Below are 19,145 nucleotides of genomic sequence, written 5' to 3'. Positions count from 1 at the left end.
CATTATGATTATTAGTATTTTGATCTTATTTTTAAAGTATTGTTAATATTTAGATAAAAAAGTTTTATTTATGCATACTCTTTCTTCTGCACAATCAACTAAACTATCACCATCACAGAAAGCAAAGGAAATTTACCCTTTAGCCATTTCGAATAGGGAAGAAACTGAAAACTCTAGAAAACTGGCCTGTCCTATCGTTGAGCATCTTAAGGGAGCTGAATTGTTTAGAATGGGTTTACCAAAATTTATGGGCGGATGGGAGGATAATCCTGTAGAAACACTCAGAGTATATGAAACGCTAAGTAGTGCAGAAGCTGCTGTTGCATGGATTGTTTGGAACAATCATTTAGCATGTACTTTTGGCCGTTATCTTGCTAAAGAAGATATGGAGAATGTATATGGTAATTTTTCCCATGTATATGCAAATTCAACTCGCCCGGAAGGTCTAGCAAATGTAGTTGCGGATGGTTATATGGTTTCAGGTCGTTGGACATTGGTATCCGGTTGCGAATTAGCCGATTGGTTTGTTCTAAGATGTTTAGTGACCTCGAAGGATTTACCTAAAACCCTTGGGCCAGGAGCAAAATTAAAATTGTTTTTTATTCCTAAAAGTGCCGTAAAAATACTCGATACTTGGAAGGTTGGTGGGCTTAAAGGCACTGGAAGTCATGATATAGAGGTAGCCGAAACTTTTGTCCCGGAAAAATTTGCGGTAGATTTTAATAGCCCTGTACCTATTGATACCGCTTACAGTAGATTGCCAATAGGTTGTATTAATGCATCTGGTTGCGCTGCTATGTCATTAGGACTTTTAAAAGCTGCTATAGATGAGTTGACAGGTATGTGCATGGAGAGGGTCACACCTGGAAAAAACCCGGATTTACGCGATAGGCTCACAGTACAATCCGCTATTGCTAAAAGTAGGACTATATTAAGTTCCCAGAGATTACAATTACACAATTCCGTTACTAAACTTTGGGAGAAATCATCCAAGGGAGAATCTTATACTGATGAAGAATTAGCAGATGTATGGACTGCCTCATGTCAGGCCGCGAATGCATCTAGAGCTATGGTATCAGAAATCTATGCCGTTGCAGGAACATCATCCTTATACAGTCTATTCAGGATTGAAAGGATACATAGAGACATTCATGCCGTTCTTCAGCATGGTATTGTTCAGCCACATTGGATGAATCAAGCGGGAATGGCATATTTAGGACTTACACCGTCTGCCTCTATGTTCAGAACCTAAGATTGGAAAGCCATTTATTTCAATTGAATACAAACCGATAATATAATTATAATTAGTACCCAATCTATTACTATCTAAAAGTAAACCATTTGTTATAGTGGCGTTAGGATTTATTTGTTAGATTTAATTAACCAATAGTATAACCAAAATTACCATTAAAATGATTCAAGTTATAAAAGATAAAAAGGCTTGGGATGAGAATTTGGCCCTAGTCAACGACTCGGATTTTTACTTTACCTACGATTATCATCATTTTTCGAAGAACAATAATGAATCGCCTATCCTTTTAAGATATACTGATGGTGAAAACTCTTTATTGTTACCACTACTAATCAGAGATATAGAAAATTCAAATTATAAAGATGCTACATCTGTGTATGGTTATACCGGCGTGTTGGAACAGAACATAAACAGCAATTTTGAACAAAATAATTTTAAAAAAGAATTACAAGATTTTTTTAAGAAAAATAATATAATCACTGTTTTTTCAAGATTGCATCCGTTTTTTAACTATCAAGAGAATCACCTTGAAGGATTAGGTAAAGTCATAGTATCCGGTCAAGTGGTCAATATAGATTTAACGGATACTATTGAAAATCAAAGGGCTAAGTTCAATAGAAGGCTAAAGACATATTTAAATAAATCTCGAAAATCCTGTTCTGTTATTAAAGGTAATGTCCATGAGCATTTACCAACATTTATTCGTCTTTATTATGAAAATATGAAACGCGTAGATGCGGATGACAGCTATTTTTTTGAAGAAAAGTATTTTTATGAAATTCTAGCAAGTAATGATTTTGAATCAGAACTCTCTATCTGTGTTCATAATGATACAAAGGAAATAATAGGAGGTGCCATTTTTATCAAAACGGGAAGCATTGTACAATATCACTTGTCAGGAATGAGCGGTGACCATTTTGATTTAAATCCTGTTAAACTCATTATAGACGAGATGAGAATTAAAGCTACTCAAGAAGGGTTCAAATATTTTAATCTTGGAGGTGGTAGAGGTGGACATGAGGATTCACTATTTAGATTTAAAAGTGGTTTCTCAAAAGATCATAGACCTTTTAAATTATGGAAGTATATTGTTGATGAAAAAGCATACCATCTATTAACAAATGGTACCATTCCCAGTGACATGTTAACAGCGAATCTTTATGAAGGTTTTTTTCCTGCGTACCGTAAACATCCTGTTATGATAAGAACTGCTGGTTAATGCGGCTCAATCACTAAGTTTTTTAAATTTTAGGGAAATACAGAAAGGCTATAAGCGTGATAAGATTATATTAGGAGTATAAAGTCAAACCAACCTATCAAAACCTGATTAATTGTTGTCATTTTAGAAAATAATATTTTGATTTCTAAAAAATGTTTGTTTTAATTGTTTCGTAAGCGTTATTTGCCAATAGGTTTTTTAATTTATAGTCATATCCTTTCTGTCCCATTTGCTGTCTTAATTTTTTATCGCCATACAAGATTAAAAGGTTTTTCATAAAGGCTTCTGTATCTCCGGCCTTTGAATAGAGGCCACAACCTATAGCTTCTTGAATTACCCCAAAATCTGTATTCTCATCAACTGAGGCCAAAATAGGTATTTTCAATCCATAATACGAATTTACCCTAGAAGGAAAATTAGGTATAGTGAAATCTTTGTTCAACGAAATAAGCCCTATATCTGAAATCCTGAGCAATTCAAAATACTCTGGCTTAGGAAGTGCTTTTTTAAGAATTACGTTGGTGAGCTTTAAATCTGTCACCATTTTTGATATTTTTTCATATTCCGTGCCCCTTCCTATAAGTAAAAAAACCAAATCGTTAAGATGAATACATTTACGTGCTAGTTCAATAATATTTTCTACTTGTTGCGGAATACCCATGCTTCCACCAAATATGGCTATTAGCTTATTCTCCAACTCATATTTTTTTCGTATTTCCGCTTCACTTACCGCACTGTTTAAGTTTTGAAGATTTTCCCAATTGGGTAATAGATGTAATTTGTCATCATCCAAATTTAAATTGTGCTTCTTCAAATAGGTAATATTGGCCGGGGACATACACCCTATCTTATCCGCTAAGTTATAGACCTTGATTTCTTTTTTTCTAAAATAACGATGTATCATTCCATTCGCTTTCATCATTTTCAGGTCTATGGCATTTTGCGGAAAAATGTCTCTTAGAATGAGATATAGCTTTGCTTTTGATTTTTTCTTAATCCATTGAGCCAAATCTATAAGCGTAATGGGAGGCGTGGGCATAATCACCAAATCAAAATCAAGATCGACCTTAAATTTTTTCAACGCCATTTTATACTGATAGGGAAGAAGTATGTTCGAAAATCCTTTTATGAATTTATTGTTTCCATAAACCCCTACAGTGGGTACTCTGATGATTTTCATTCCACTTTCTATTACCTGCTCTGTTTTTTTTTTATTGTCAAATGAAGGAGCCATCACCAAAACATCATGTCCATGTTTTAGAAATTCGTGCATTAAATCCGTATACAAGTGTGTAGAAACTGTTACATCAGGAAAACCTAAAGAAAGAAAGATAATTTTTTTCATGGAACGCTCATAGGTTCTTGGACCAGACCACTCTGTTGACATAATCTACATAAGAGAGAATAATACGAACCACTTTCTCACTGACATTGGGCATGGAATAATCTGCGACGGGTCTAAAATTTCTATTGGGATTTCTTTCTTGAACCTCTAATGCAACCAATGCTTGTAAAATCCGTTCAGGATTAAGCCCTACCATCATTACGGAAGCCTCTTCCATAGCTTCGGGACGCTCATGCGCCTCTCTAATATTCAGTGCCCTGAAATTAAGGATAGAAGATTCTTCAGAAATAGTTCCACTATCGGATAATACAGCAAAGGAATGATATTGCAATGCGTTATAGTCCGAAAATCCTAATGGCTTTAAAAATTGGACATTTTTATGCGCCTTTATTTTTTTTGAATCCAACATGTTCCGAGTCCTAGGATGTGTAGATACTATTACGGGATAATCATATTTTTCTGCAATTTGGTTCAATGAAGTAATAAGTCCCTCAAAATTTTTCGGATTACTTATGTTCTCTTCTCTATGTGAAGACACAACAAAAAACCTGCCTTCTTCTAGATTTAGCTTTTGAAGTACATTAGAAGATTCAATTTTCCCTTTAAATTTATGGAGCACCTCAAACATTGGACTTCCCGTTTTGATAACCCTGTCCGGAGATAGACCTTCCCTCAGAAGATATTCCCTGGCGATATCGCTGTAGGTGAGGTTAATATCCGCTACGTGGTCTACTATTTTTCTATTGGTTTCTTCCGGCACGCGCTGATCAAAGCATCTATTGCCCGCCTCCATATGAAAAACAGGTATCTTTCTTTTTTTGGCAGGAATTGCACATAGACAGGAATTGGTATCACCCAGCACCAAAAAAGCATCAGGTTGTACGTTTTCCAAAACAGGGTCTATTTTAATTAAAATATTACCAACGGTTTCCGTGGCGTTTTTTCCCGCAGCATTCAGGAATACATCAGGTTTACGAATGCCTAAATCCTCAAAGAAAATTTCGTTAAGCTCGTAATCGTAATTTTGACCTGTATGCACAAGGGTATGATCAATTGCGTTGTTAGCATCCAATGCATTTAAAACACATGCCAAACGAATAATTTCCGGGCGTGTTCCTACAACGGTTAAAACTTTTAGCTTTTTCAAATGAATATTTTTATGATTTAGTTTTATTAAACATTTTCAAAATAGGTATCAGCATTTTCTGGATCAAATGGTTCGTTGATCCAGAAAAGCGTAATCAATTCTTCCTTCCCTATATTTTTAATATTATGTGTATGCCAAATAGGCATATCCACATAAGAGGGTTCGTTTCCGTCCAAATAATAGTCTATGATTTCTTCAGTTCCAATTTTTCTTAATTGAATTAAGGCTTTTCCACTGATTACGGCAAACCGTTCCGCTTTTCTAGTATGGTAGTGGTTGCCTCTGGTTATACCTGGTACGGTGGTGGAAAATGAGAATTGACCACTTGTTTCTGTTCTGGCAATTTCAACAAAACTTCCTCTGTTGTCGGTATGTTTGGTATATTTTACGGGGTAGTGTTCTTTAGGGACATAGCATCGGAATGTGTTGAACAGCGCTTTTTCGAAAGAGTCTTCCAAGCTTGGGAAAATTCCCTTCCCCATATAGTCTTCTTTATACTTTAAAAGCAAAGAAAGTATTTTTGATACTTTCACGTGAGTAGGAGGTGCAATAGGAACCTCGGTAATTTTGTCGCTAAAGCTTACTCCAATCGTATCCTCATTTATGGCTTTGATAATAATTGATACCAAATCATTGATGTAGATAAGGCCTACTTCACTATTATTGATAATCGTAGGTTCTTCATTATGCGCAACTTTGTGGCAGAAAGTAGCTACAACAGAATTATAATTTGGTTTGCCAAAAGGTCCAAATACGTTTGGTATAGTCAATGAAGTTACTTTTGCCCCACTTTTGGCGGACCAATCCATAAATAGTTTTTTGCCTTCTTTTTTGGACTGTCCGTATAAGTTGTCATTACTTTCCTGAGATGAAGATGAAAAGATTATGTGCGGCTTTACATTTTTTTGTTCGCAAGCTTTAATTAATTTGGAAACCAGTTCAACATTGGTGTCGTAGATTACCTGTGGATCTTTATGTCGGTTCATTGCCGCCAAATGGACAATCACATCACAATTGGCCACAAATGCTGTCAAATCATCTTCGTTTTCAAAATAGGAACGCTTAAAATGAACAAGTTCAATATTTTCCTTTAACTGAAGTGTTCTATACAAATGGTCTCCTACAAAACCTGCTTGGCCCGTAATACCAACTTTTCTTTTCATACTTTTTTAATGTTTAAAAGCTTTAATTCCAATCCACTTTCCAGAAATCGGCTTTAAATCTGTAGTCATCCTCTTTTGAAGTACTCAAATTAGCGTTCGAAAAAACCAATAATTTTGAGTTCTCTTCGGTGGCTTTTATACCAGATGCATATCCTTTGGGTACACATAAAACCTGAGGTTCATTCTCTTTTAATTTGATTTTATTTGATATAAGTTTTTGAGAGGGATTTTTGAAATCGTCAACTTGGATTAAGTGTATGATAAAACTACCGTGGGTACAGTAGAACCATTTTTTTTCAATTTTGTGCCCCTGCCATGCCCTTATTTGAGTTTTGTTTTTTGGAGCAATATGATACATTCTAACAATAGGTGACATATCCAACGAATTGAAAAAGGAAAGCGTACCTCTTTCATCGGAAAACGTGTTACCAGTAATTAACGAATGTTCTGACATTTATAGAAGATTTTTGATGTAATCCAAGTTCAAGAGTGTATTTTTTAATTCATTATCCGTGAGCTGTTCCGTATTATGGGAATGGTAATCCTCTATTTCGCTCATATTGGAGTCCCCTTCGGAAAAATACCTACTATAATTTAAATCTCTATTATCTGCTGGGATTCTGTAAAATTCTCCCATGTCTTCGGCCTTTTGCATTTCTTCCCGGGTACATAGGGTCTCGTATAATTTTTCGCCATGTCGTGTTCCAATAACTTTTATATCGTTATCCGCATTAAAAATATCCTTAACGGCCTTGGCAAGATCGCCTATGGTGCTCGCCGGAGCTTTGTTTACAAAAAGATCACCTTGGTTTCCGTTGGTAAAGGCAAAAATCACCAAATCAACAGCATCTTCCAATGACATGAGAAATCTGGTCATTTTGGGATCGGTTACCGTTAATGGTAATTTATCCTCTATTTGCTTTACGAATAAAGGTATAACTGAACCTCTAGAGGCCATAACATTGCCGTACCTTGTCAAGCAGACAATAGTATCATCGTTGGGTATGTTACGTGATGCGGCAACGGCTACCTTCTCCATAAGCGCTTTGCTTATACCCATGGCATTGATAGGGTAGGCGGCCTTGTCCGTACTAAGGCAAATAATTCTTTTGACTCCGTTGGCAACGGCAGCATCTATAGTGTTCTGTGTACCGAAAACATTCGTTTTTGCGGCCTCTAGAGGAAAGAATTCGCAGGAAGGCACTTGTTTTAAGGCAGCTGCGTGAAATACATAATCAACACCACGCATTGCTTTTTCGATACTGGCATAATTGCGTACATCGCCAATATAGAATTTCACCTTTTTATTTTTAAGCTCATTCCGCATGTCATCCTGTTTTTTTTCATCTCTTGAAAAAATACGAATTTCCTTTATGTCCGTTTCTAGAAATCTGTTCAGTACCGCATTCCCAAAAGAACCTGTACCTCCTGTAATAAGTAGTGTCTTATCTTTAAACATTAGATTTATTTCTTTGTATTAAATTATTGTAAAGTTCTATATAATCATTATAGCGATCTTCCTTGTTAAAGTTGTCCCGTGCACGTTTAATGCATGCATTCATAAAATAATTTTTACCTTTTGCTTTTATCTTTTTTAATGCGCGCAATAACCCTTTCTTATCACCTTGATCAACTACGTAACCTGTCTCTTTCGATATGGCTTCGGGACTTCCACCTGTGTCATATGTGACAATTGGCGTTCCGCAAGCTAGAGATTCCAAATTAGTAGTAGGAAAAGTATCCGCATAAGTGGGGTTTAGAAAAACATCAGATTCTGAATAAAATTCCGCTAATTCCTTTATGTTTCCCGTTTTTTCAACACCTATTATATTATTGGGAATAGAATTCAGCTGTTTTTTGTTCAAGCCCACTATGATTATAATTTCATCCCTGTCAATTTTTTGACTGATCTCAATTATATCTTTAAATCCTTTTCCCTCATTCCAAATACTAGCAACGCAAAGAATGATGAATTTATTTTCAACTCCAAGTAATTTTTTTAGATTACTGTTTTTTATTGGTTTGAAAATGTTTAAATCTATGCCATTCTGAATTACTTGAATTTTATTCTTGGAAAGAAAGGATTTTTTAACCAAATTTTCTAGCCAATGGGATACTGGAACAATTGTTAAATTTGAGGAATTGAAACTCTTTTTTTTATCATTAAAGTTTTTTTCGGAGCGGTCAAATAAATAACTAGAGGGATATGATGTTTTTTGAGGACATTTGTTGCACGAAACCATCCATTTTGTACAATTTATACTCTCAAAGTGAACGCAATGGCCCGTAAATGACCAACAATCATGTAAAGTCCAAACTGTTGGCGTTGATTTTTCCGATAAATAACTGAAAAGCAATTTATAGTTCAGATAGTATCCGTGTATATTGTGTAGATGAACGACATCTGGTGAAAGATCATCAATGTAGGATATTAATTTTTTTGTGCCAGATGTAGAACCCAATCCATGTTTGTCAAAAACCCTAGTTAAGTAAACATGGTAATAATTACTGAATTTATCTCCGATATTTTTTAGCCTAGAAGAGCTTTGATTAGCATAACGGCCATAGGCTATATGGCTTTCCCATTTTTTTGATAGTACGCGATTACCTATGTCTTCTGCGATTCTGCCAGTTGATCCTGTATTAACTACAGAGTTTATTTGTAAGATTTTTATCATTAATATCGAGGATTAAACTAAAGGCGCGTTTCCATTCAATAAATTTTCTATCACCATCATTTGATAACGAGGATTGTAAAATTTATCTATTATATTATAGCAATTATTTCTTATTTGTTCTCTCGATAGTTGATTTTCGAAAAGCCATTGTCTTAAACTTTCAACCATACTATCCATATTATCTTCTTCAAAAAACAAACCGTTATAACCTTCTTCTATTGCTTCTGCTTCTGGCATTTGATTGGATAAATTACCATGTGTAAGGACCGGCGTACCATAGCTTAAACAATGTATTGCCGTGAGTCCAACATTTCCAGGACTAACGCACAAGTCTGCACTGGAAATAAGACGTGATAACATTTGTTCTGAATAACAGGGTCCGTAAAAATGGCAGTGGTTATTAATTTTTCTGATGCTTACAAGGTTTTTTAAATTATCAATTTCATTTCCGTTCCCGATAATTAATAAATTAAGATTCCTACCTTCTTTTACCAAATGCGCTACACTATTTATTAATAAGTCTAGCTTTTTTATTTTTGTCAATCGCCCAATGAATATTAGTGTTGCAGCATTTACATCTGAAAAAAAGGGATAAATTGACCTTTTTGAAAAATCTTTAATATTCTTTCTAAATTTTAGGCTATTTCCATAATCTAATGAATTAAATATGACATGAAGGTTTTTTTCATTAAACCCCTTTGCGACCATTAATTTTTTGCCACGCCTTTCGTAGAGCAAATGCTTATTTGCTAGCTTAAAAAAAATAAGCCTCAACTGTTTTTTCAAAAAAGCTTCGTTACCATAGAAACCATGACTCCAAAAAATAACTTTTACGCCTCTTATCCTCAGAATAATTGCAGAAATCCAATTAGTAAGTACCCAAAAATCTGCAGTGATTATAGCATAATCAGCAGAAGAAAATAAAGGATTGGTAATTAGATTACTTTGCCAAAAAAGCACTTTTCCCTTGTAATACTTATTTCTTAAAATATGTATTCTATCCGAATAAGACGTTGCGAATTCTTCACTTTCAGTATTAATTTGTTTTATGCCTGAGTTTGAATCTTTGCCAAATAGAAAATGAAAATCGTATTTTATGTTATCCAATAATTTTTGCCATAAGATATTTCTATATAATGGCGCAATATTACTAATAACCAATACTTTTTTTTTCATAATTTAAAGCGAGAAAGTATTTTCAGATGTTAAAATCAATTTTGGAATATCGGCCTATTCATCAGATAATTTTACACTAACTTAATTAGTTAGATTGTTTATCAATTCCTTCCATTTATTAATTATAGGATTCATTTGAAATTCATTTATCATTGAACTTTGTGTTTCTGAAAAGTTAGTTCTTAAGTTTTCATCAAGAATTAATATTTCGGTTTTCTTTGCCATTTCATCACAATCAAAAGCTGGTATCAAAAACCCGTTTTTACCATTTACAATTATTTCATTTGGACCTGTCGGTATGTCAAAGCTAATTAGGGGTAATTTGCATGCCATACCCTCTAAAAGTGTCATAGGAAACCCTTCGTAAGCGGATGTCATGACCATCATAGCGTATTCACGGTAGAGTTCATATAGATTATTTACATTTCCTTCAAGGATAATTCTATCTTCTAGTCCTAGAAATTTAATCCGTTCAATTATCTCAGCCTCTAACTCCCCTTTCCCATAAATATGCCATGTGAATTCTGGATTGGCTTTTAGAACCCTATTCGCAACATCAATAAGATTAGTGTGAAATTGTTTTTGATATGTTAATCTACCAACACTAATAATCTTTTTTGAAGTTTTCCTATACTCGATTTTCTCGTCCAATAATTTTTCATCAATTGGATTATATATTTGAACGACATTTTTAGCGAAAGTATTTTTCCTGTAATTTTTTTCATCCGTTTTTGTTAACGTAATCAATGTATTTGAGAAAAGGGCTCCTATATGTTCGTTAACTTTTTTAAAGTTGTTTTTTTCTGCGCCAAACAAACTTGAGTGGGACCAATAGATAAACTTGGTTTTTAATCCAAAGGTTGATAAAAACCCAAGAAGACAATAAATATGGCCACAAGAAATTAGAATATCAATATTATTTTCTCTAAGGTATTGTCTAAGCCTTTTTCTAGCTTCAAGAATACCTGATTTCATCGTCTTTTTTTCTGACAACAAATCGAAAAATGAAACACTTTGATTCCATTCATAATATCTTTTGGTAGCTCTTGGATGAAATCCTATAGCATGTATATGTGCAATTTTTTCTTCTATTAGGTGATGTGCAATGATGGATGTTACACGTTCAATTCCACCATTAGAACTTGTACTGCCTAGTAAAAAAGCTATGTTAGGTTTTTTATTGTCCTCCATCCAATTTTTTTATTCTACTTTCAATTTGATAATGAATACCTATCATTAGGAAAAAATACATCATTGCAAAACTTGCTTTATAAAAAACATAAACGTTGTTGTAAATTAAAAAGGTTGCGAAAAATAGGAGACTTAACTTAACTTCTGTATTTGTTTTGTTTTCCCAGTATAATTTAAAAGATTTTATTAGTGGTAGTACAAAAACTAATATCATTAAACCTCCAATAAAAAGTCCGTGTTCTGCCAAAGCTTCTGAATAAGAACTATGAGTAAATAAACCTCCTTTATTGTAATAAATAAAATTACCAGTCCCAACTCCTGTAAATGGGTACTCCGCAAATACTTCCAATCCTCTTTTGAATAAATACCCCCTACCTCCATCTTGAGTTGCTCTTTCTTGAATACTTGACTGACTATAAAAATTAAAAAATTGAATTGAGAAAAAAAGTGCGCCGACTACTAATATTACTTTCCTGAATAATTTTTTCAGGGGATGGACATTTTTTTTCAATGTATTTACCCAAAACCAAAAAGCAATATTAATTAATATAACGAAGAGCAAACCTGATCTAGATTGTGTGGTAAAAGACATGGCCAAAGCTAGTATAGGCAAAATAAAACAACCAAAAACAGTCAATTTATTTGGGTATTTAAGATAAAGTCTGAAAATAGAAAAATTGGCAAACAAGCTTATATATGAATAATAGTTTGCGTTGTAGAGAAAAACTCCCCTTGATACCTGTGGCTTGTAAAATTCAAGAATATTGAAGTTCCCCAATAAATATTCAAAGAAGATTATAAAAAATAAAATTAGTAAATAGCCATAATGAAAAAAATCTTCATAGTTTTTATTATTCTTATTAAGTGCTACAGCCACATAAGCGGCCATAAAGGAGGCTAATATTTTAGGAGTTGAAAATAAAAACTGATCTACTACAATATTTTCATAAAATATAGACACCATTGATAAAATTAAAAATAATAAGTAGATTGTAATTTCCTTACTATTTATGGCTATTGTCTTTATGTCCAAAGCTAATGCTAATAGAAATAAGCTAGGAAATAATATAGTGAACCCTAATTCTTGCAAATCAAGATGCAAACCAGCGTAATAGAATACGATAGTTATTATCAGGAACGAACCTATAAGAAAATTGCCTCTTTGGTATTGTTTCAATATCATGATTTATATATTCAACGCTATTTTTTGACAATTATTTGCTCTCATTTTTAAAGTACACATATCATGAGTTTTTGAATTTCAGATATAAGGAATGAAATAATCCAAATATACTTGGAGGGGTAAATATAGCTATAACATATCTTAAGTCTTTTGTGCCTTTCTTATGATTTAATTTGATAAGGGAAATAAGAGTTTTCTTTAATTTACCAGTTTTGTCAAATTGCCGATTAGTTGCCAGTTGGCTATAATGACCAAATAAAAATTCAGTAAACCAGACACGAATAGCTTCTTTGGATTCTTCGGTGCGTGCTATTTTAGCTAGATTAGAATGAGCACGTAGAACAACTTCTATTCCTTCCACCCTTTTAAGTGTATAATTGCTTCTTGTAACGCTTTCATTTTCAACATTATAAATGTATAGTGGTTTTTTTATGACCCCTATCTCATCAATTCTTCCGAGCAAGTTGGATATGTATAGCGCATCTTGATGAATCTTTCCATGAATAAAAAGGTCACTTTTGGCCAAACTAGAAGAAATTAATTTATTCCAAACATTAAAAACCCCATGAGGATTATACTTCATACCCTCTAAAAAATCCTCTACAGCGCTTTTATTCTGGTTGGTCTTTATTGACTTTAAGCCTACAACTTCATCTCTTGTAGTAATATATTGGCATGTTACCAATTCTAAATCTTCGTTCAACGCACAGTTTATTAGTTCAATAAACATATTGGGTTTGATGTAATCATCGCAATCTATAAAGATTATATAATTACCGGAAGCATATTCTAATCCTTTGTTTCTAGCACTACTTGTTCCTTCATTTCTTTTGTGAAAAACTTGAAATCTTTCATCATTTTGATAGAACTTATCGCAGATTTCACCACTAGAATCTGTGGATCCATCATTAATAAGAAGAACCTCTATATTTTCATACGTCTGATTTTTTATGCTTTCCAAACATCTGGCTAAATATTTTTGGGCATTGTATACAGGAACTATTACACTTATTTTATGGAGCATATTTTCTTAACATAATTAAAATTCGAGAAGAGAATTTTCTAAACCCTTCATTTAATGAATAAAAAATAAGGCTTAAAAAAGGTAAAAGAACAAGATTGATTTTAATGGCGGACCAACCTATTTCAAAGAGTGTTAGATATTTAATTTCAATAAATTTATTTACTATGATATAAGTGGCAATAAATGAGAGCGTAAATGAGAGTAACATAACTAGAAACTTAGGCCAGAATTTTATAGAAGCTTTTTGGTTAAATCCTTTTTTAAAAAGAAAATATGGTTTCCAAAGGAAAATAATTAGAAACATACTAATGCTTGTTCCCAGCATAATGCCAGAGATTCCCATTTTGATTCCAAAAAATATAGAGACACCTAGATTTATGGACATTTGGGCTATAGGGGCCCATGTGTCCTGATATAGGCCATATGCGGTTACATAATTGTCAATAGGAAGTCGAATTATTTGCATGGCCAAATTAAAAAGCATTAAATAAACGAATAAATCACTCAAAATATATTCTGAACCTAACCAAACAGTTATTAAAGGATTAATTAAAAAGAATAAGTTAATTACGAAAACTCCGGTTAAAAAGAATCTAATACCCATCATTTCCCAAAATACATCATTTATCTTTTTAGCATCATTCTCTGCTACTAAATTGCCAATACCTGAACCAATTCCTGAGAAAATCGTATTAATTAGAGTAGAGACTTGAGTAAAAATCATAGAATAGTTGCCAAAAAAAGCAACACTTTTCAAATTAACTAAGGCATAAATCAATATCTGATCCGTACCGGAAGTGACAAACGAAGAAATTCGATGTACAAAAACCTGTTTGATTTTTTTTATAACCGTAGGATATTCATTTCGGATACTGGTACTTAGGTTTACTTTGCCATTTAAAAACGGATATGTTTTTTTGACTTTCTTATTAATGTAATAACTATTGAGAAGTGAAAAAACCAACTCCATAATCAACCATAAAACAAAATCCTTTAGATAAAATGCTATGAGAGCCTGTACGATTTGACGACTTATATTGAAACTTTGAAATATAGAGGTAATTACATAACCTTTCTGATCTGATTGAAGAACTACTTGTGAATAATTTATAAAGAAACCAAAACCGGCCGATATCAAGTAAGAGTAAAATCCAATATATATTATTTTCTTATCTATAGACTGATTCTCAAATATCAATGGAAAAAAAAGCGAAACTATAATCCCAGCTCCAATAATAATAAAGCCTAATCTCTTATATAAATAACCAATTAAATTTACTAAACGTTTAATCTCATTTTCGTTGTTATCAAATAATGGCTTATATAGAGTAAAGCCTATTGCTGTCCCTATACCTAATTCAGCTAAGTTCAAAAAGCCGAGAATACTTTTTAGGGTTCCTGTGAGCCCCATAAAATCATCCCCTAAATAGTTTAAAAAAATCTTTCTTGTAAAAAAAGCTGTAAATGTCGCCAGTAAATAAAATAGTACACTAACTTTAGCGTTCTTCAATGCTTTTTCTACTCTAGACATTTAAATATAGATCTGTTTGGATGTATATAAATTGAGAATGAATTGTTTAATTCGTTGCTAAAATAATCCCTATAATTCGTTTTATGTCTACTTACGGTCAATTTTGGATGTAGATACCTAAAATTTAGTCCAAATAAGTCAATTATCATTTTCTTTTGCTCTTTAGTAGTTATGTAATCATAAAAAAAAAGCTTTCGAAAAATCTGATTTTTCGAAAGCTTTTTCTTTATAGAGATTTAAATTAATGCTCAAACGCACCAATATCCCATCCATCACCTTTTCCACGTACTATACCATTAAAATCTAGCTTTGAATCTTTAAAATATTTTGTGGCATCAGTACCTTTATCAACAAGGCCACTTGAATTCTTCAACGATTTATCATCATTAAAATTCGGGTTTAATGATGTAATACTGGTTCCTGATGGTAAAGAAAAAGGAATATTGTAAAAATTGACGTGATCATAGGTAACCTTTGGGACAAAACCTTCATTGTCCCTTGATCCCATGAAACCCTTAGAGATATTACTAAATGTACAGTTGACTAAAAATAACATTTCATTTGGTCTATCGACTTTTATTAAGTTCGGGGCATTATCAAATGTGCCTCCAATTATATAATTCTTCCCAGCACTCCCGTTACCAGCTGATTGAAAACCAAAATCAATAGCAGCCTCGTGCCAAGGAATTACATTGGTTATTACAGGGTTTATAAAAAAGTTGTTATTTCCTGTCCCCGTGCTTTTTGATCCACCACATTGGTTATCCCCGCCTCTAAAGTTAATACCTCCACTATTATCTGCCTTGAAGTTGTAGATTATGTTATTGTTTGAATTTGTACTGATTGAAAATTCTGCTTCAAAAGGATTTCCGCTGCCTTGGGACGTGATATTTCTAAAAATATTGTTATTAGAATTAATATGGACAACCATTCTTAAATTCTCTGTATACACATCTTCTATGACATTGTTACTTGAGTTACATATTAAAACTAAAGCCCTATTCGCATGTGGAAGACCAGAAACCCTGTAGGCTTCATAATTTTTCACTTTAGAATTTGAAGTTCCATAGAAAATTGTCATATAGTCTGTACTATTGCCTCTTTTTGTCGCATAACATTTAGCATTTTCATATACAACATTATTACAACTTATAAAATCTACATTTGCGTGGCCGGCATTAAAAGTGATTACATTTTTTACTAATAAGTTTTCAGATGATTTGGCTCTAATACCAAACCCACTTAGATTACCTCCCTGAGAATCTGGTAGGGCAAAACTTTGATTCCATCCAGAATTTGAAGGGTTCCAGTTTCCCATTTCATTTGCTACGAAATTGATAAGTACATTTCCCGTGGTTCGCGTATCGATATCATAACCATAGTCATAATACTGAGTCATAAAATTTTCGATATGTATAAAACTATGATCAATGTTAAAAGCTCTATCTTCCGGATCAGGGTCTTTATTCGATCCCCTATTGTTGGTTAAAAGAGGCATACTATCTCCTTTTAATACTGAATTATCTTGGTCAAAATCATTTTTTGTGTAAGTTGAAAAAATAGTTGATACTACATCTCCAGGTTTATTTTTGTATCCAATAAATTTAATTGGACTGTTAGAAGTGCCGCTTCTTGAAGTAAAAATTTTTAAATCCTTGTATTCCCCAGCCTTTACATGAACAATGTCCCCAGCTTTTGCAGTTTTGAAAGCATGTACTAAATCCCATGCCGTTTCTTCGGTTTTACCATCGCTGGAAGCTCTACCAGATACTGTTGCATAATAGATGTTATCTCCTGAGGTGGGCAACTTCTTATCTAAATCAGCTAAGGTGACCGAACCTTCCTCCACAACGACCTCACCTTCCTCTGTCGTTTCTTCCGCTGTATAAGTGAACGTATCGCCTTCTGTTTCTTCTTCCGAGTTTTCGCCGGGAGTATACGTTAGGGTGTTGTCTGCATTGATAACGACCGTACCATTATTAGGGTCAGAGGTCTCTGTAATAATTACTTCGCTATTGTTTGGAAACGAATCATTTTCAAGAACATCCAGTACCATACTGTTATTAAAGTTGACATAATAGGTATCGTCTACTACATATCTGGAAATTCCTGAAATAGTTTCGGAATCATTGATAACATAGTCAGTCAGTAGGTCAGAATCTTTACTGCAAGATGAAAAGATGGTTAAGAAAAAGCATAGATATACCATGGTAAAGAAGTTGGGTAGGTCAAGTTTCATAAAAGCAAACGTTAAGTTTAATTTATTTGGGGTTCAAAAATATCATCAGTGATGTAAATCATCGTTGTATTTCATTTTTTTTCGATGAAATGCACCTAAACACTATACCAATACGTTTAAGTTGGTGTATTTGTTTTTTGGCTAACTCTCTTTTCGATGAACCGCTTGTTTTTTTAACGTTTCTTTATGTTTTTTAATAGTATGATTATTAAGTGCAGATAAAATAATTATATTTTTCATTAACAATGTTGCACCCCAAGAACTTAGTAAGATTATTTTTAGACAAACTCTAAAACAGTTCAATATTGGTATGCTTTTCCTCTTTCAAAACTTCTATTTATATTTTGTTTTAAAATGTTGAATATAAAAACCAAAAAGGCCGGTATTTTATAAACCGGCCTTTATAATGAATGAGTTCAGTGAGAAAGTAAGAATAATATTGATAAAACTTATTCGAAAGTAGACTTTTTCCCAATTTGGAAATATTCAAACCCTAATTTTTTCATACGTTCATCTTTGAACTGATTTCTACCGTCAAAAAATACAGGTTGTTTTAATTGTTTTTGCAATTCGTTAAAGTCTGGAGATCTAAACTCTTTCCATTCCGTTAATAGTATTACGGCATCCGAATTTACCAAGGTCTCGTATTTGGAATTGAAGTAAGTGATATTGGGAACGTCCTTTAGATAAAAATGCTTGGCCTCATCCATAGCTTTAGGGTCATAAGCATTGATAGTAGCTCCCCGTGCTATCAAATCTTTGATGATATAGATAGCCGGAGCTTCCCGCATATCATCCGTTTCTGGTTTAAAGGCCAGCCCCCAAATAGAAAAGGTCAACCCTTTAAGATTTTCTCCAAACCGTTTTACCACTTTTTGGGCAATGACAAACTTTTGGTCATTGTTCACATCCTCTACCGATCCTATTAAGCGTGCATCATAACCATTCTCTTGCGCAGTCTTTTTCAATGCCTTGACATCTTTAGGAAAGCAAGAACCACCATAACCACTACCGGGATATATAAAACTATAACCTATTCTACTATCCGAACCTATTCCTATCCTTACCTTGTTCACATCCGCCCCAACCAGTTCACAAATATTGGCAATTTCATTCATAAAGGATATTTTGGTAGCGAGCATAGCATTTGCTACATACTTGGTCATTTCCGCAGATTTTACATCCATAGTAATCAACCTATCCTGGCTGCTTCTAAAAAAAGGAGAATAGAGCGTTCTCATCATTTCCGTTGCCTCATCATCGTCCGATCCGATAACCACTCTATCCGGTTTCATAAAATCATTGATGGCATCGCCTTCTTTTAAAAATTCGGGATTGGATACCACATGAAATTCTATGGAAAGTTTTCTTTTCTCAAGCTCTTTTGTTATCGTGGCCCTTACTTTGTCCGCTGTGCCTACCGGAACCGTAGATTTATCAACAATGATAAGGGGGCTAGTCATGTTTTGCCCAATTTCTTGAGCCACTTTCAATACATATTGTAAATCTGCCGAACCGTCATCTCCCATTGGTGTGCCCACTGCAATAAAGGCGATATCACACTTATCCAAGTTTTCTGAAAGTTTGGTGCTAAAATGTAATGTTCCGTTTGCTGTATTCCTTTTGACCATAGCCTCTAGGCCCGGTTCATATATAGGAATGATTCCCTGCTCCAATTTTTCGATTTTGGCATTGTCTATATCAATACAGGTAACATAATTACCCATTTCAGCAAAACAGGTACCACTGACTAGGCCTACATATCCTGTTCCAATTACGGTTAAATTCATCTAATTTTAATTTTATACTATATTATGCAAATTTAGAATTTTAGTATTGGATATTAAATTTGCAATTAGTTAATGGTTTTTGTTTGAAAAGTGCAAAAGAAAGCGTTTTCTATAAAATCAGGGAATGTTTATCGTTAAATTACAGTTGTTCTCTTTTAAATACAGGAAAAATATGAATTTATAAGTTTGAAGATAAGCTTATGGGCA

Annotated in this window: 15 protein-coding genes; 2 read left to right on the top strand and 13 right to left on the bottom strand. The window is 33.5% G+C overall.

What is annotated here, in order from left to right; all coding sequences use genetic code 11:
- Window positions 1-70 precede the first annotated feature (70 nt).
- Both ACKWBX_RS15790 and ACKWBX_RS15785 read left to right on the top strand, forming a co-directional pair.
- Complete coding sequence (locus tag ACKWBX_RS15790) at window positions 71-1,252, top strand: acyl-CoA dehydrogenase family protein (RefSeq protein WP_413969689.1); 1,182 nt, start codon at window positions 71-73, stop codon at window positions 1,250-1,252.
- Between the two features lie 160 nt (window positions 1,253-1,412).
- Window positions 1,413-2,471, top strand: coding sequence for a GNAT family N-acetyltransferase (locus ACKWBX_RS15785; RefSeq protein ID WP_413969688.1), 1,059 nt, complete (start codon window positions 1,413-1,415; stop codon window positions 2,469-2,471).
- Between the two features lie 145 nt (window positions 2,472-2,616).
- On the opposite strand, the gene ACKWBX_RS15780 is transcribed toward ACKWBX_RS15785, so the two are convergent.
- The 13 genes from ACKWBX_RS15780 to ACKWBX_RS15720 form a co-directional block, all read right to left on the bottom strand.
- A complete protein-coding gene (locus ACKWBX_RS15780) occupies window positions 2,617-3,816 on the bottom strand; it encodes a glycosyltransferase family 4 protein (RefSeq protein WP_413969687.1) in 1,200 nt (399 codons plus the stop codon).
- 7 nt (window positions 3,817-3,823) lie between these two features.
- The gene (gene wecB / locus ACKWBX_RS15775) at window positions 3,824-4,963 is read right to left on the bottom strand and encodes a non-hydrolyzing UDP-N-acetylglucosamine 2-epimerase (protein ID WP_413969686.1); all 1,140 of its coding nucleotides are present in this window, start codon (window positions 4,961-4,963) and stop codon (window positions 3,824-3,826) included.
- Between the two features lie 26 nt (window positions 4,964-4,989).
- A complete protein-coding gene (locus ACKWBX_RS15770; RefSeq protein WP_413969685.1) occupies window positions 4,990-6,126 on the bottom strand; it encodes a polysaccharide biosynthesis C-terminal domain-containing protein in 1,137 nt (378 codons plus the stop codon).
- A gap of 22 nt (window positions 6,127-6,148) precedes the next feature.
- The gene (locus tag ACKWBX_RS15765) at window positions 6,149-6,580 is read right to left on the bottom strand and encodes a WxcM-like domain-containing protein (RefSeq protein WP_413969684.1); all 432 of its coding nucleotides are present in this window, start codon (window positions 6,578-6,580) and stop codon (window positions 6,149-6,151) included.
- Window positions 6,581-7,585 carry a polysaccharide biosynthesis protein gene (locus tag ACKWBX_RS15760; RefSeq protein WP_413969683.1) on the bottom strand — a complete coding sequence of 335 codons (1,005 nt, stop codon included), beginning with the start codon at window positions 7,583-7,585 and terminating at the stop codon, window positions 6,581-6,583.
- Window positions 7,578-8,804, bottom strand: a complete 1,227-nt coding sequence (locus tag ACKWBX_RS15755; RefSeq protein WP_413969682.1) for a glycosyltransferase — start codon at window positions 8,802-8,804, stop codon at window positions 7,578-7,580. Before ACKWBX_RS15755 ends, ACKWBX_RS15760 begins: the two co-directional genes overlap by 8 nt.
- A gap of 12 nt (window positions 8,805-8,816) precedes the next feature.
- Window positions 8,817-9,980 (bottom strand): glycosyltransferase, encoded by a 1,164-nt coding sequence (locus tag ACKWBX_RS15750; RefSeq protein WP_413969681.1) that lies wholly within the window; start codon window positions 9,978-9,980, stop codon window positions 8,817-8,819.
- An 81-nt stretch (window positions 9,981-10,061) separates the two neighbouring features.
- Window positions 10,062-11,171: a glycosyltransferase family 4 protein gene (locus ACKWBX_RS15745; RefSeq protein ID WP_413969680.1), complete on the bottom strand. Its 1,110-nt coding sequence runs from the start codon at window positions 11,169-11,171 to the stop codon at window positions 10,062-10,064.
- Window positions 11,158-12,348, bottom strand: a complete 1,191-nt coding sequence (locus ACKWBX_RS15740; protein ID WP_413969679.1) for an O-antigen ligase family protein — start codon at window positions 12,346-12,348, stop codon at window positions 11,158-11,160. The genes ACKWBX_RS15745 and ACKWBX_RS15740 overlap by 14 nt, the downstream gene beginning before the upstream one ends.
- Window positions 12,349-12,415: 67 nt before the next feature.
- A complete protein-coding gene (locus ACKWBX_RS15735; protein WP_413969678.1) occupies window positions 12,416-13,378 on the bottom strand; it encodes a glycosyltransferase family 2 protein in 963 nt (320 codons plus the stop codon).
- Window positions 13,368-14,909 (bottom strand): lipopolysaccharide biosynthesis protein, encoded by a 1,542-nt coding sequence (locus ACKWBX_RS15730; protein WP_413969677.1) that lies wholly within the window; start codon window positions 14,907-14,909, stop codon window positions 13,368-13,370. The genes ACKWBX_RS15735 and ACKWBX_RS15730 overlap by 11 nt, the downstream gene beginning before the upstream one ends.
- 241 nt (window positions 14,910-15,150) lie before the next feature.
- Window positions 15,151-17,148: an Ig-like domain-containing protein gene (locus ACKWBX_RS15725; protein ID WP_413969676.1), complete on the bottom strand. Its 1,998-nt coding sequence runs from the start codon at window positions 17,146-17,148 to the stop codon at window positions 15,151-15,153.
- A gap of 449 nt (window positions 17,149-17,597) precedes the next feature.
- Window positions 17,598-18,938, bottom strand: a complete 1,341-nt coding sequence (locus tag ACKWBX_RS15720) for a UDP-glucose dehydrogenase family protein (RefSeq protein ID WP_413969675.1) — start codon at window positions 18,936-18,938, stop codon at window positions 17,598-17,600.
- Between the last annotated feature and the right edge of the window lie 207 nt (window positions 18,939-19,145).

Source organism: Maribacter algae (assembly GCF_047345745.1).
In the GTDB taxonomy this organism is placed as follows: Bacteria; Bacteroidota; Bacteroidia; order Flavobacteriales; family Flavobacteriaceae; genus Maribacter.
The sequence above is the reverse complement of the archived record's forward strand: the minus strand, read 5'-3'. Positions and strand labels throughout refer to the sequence as shown.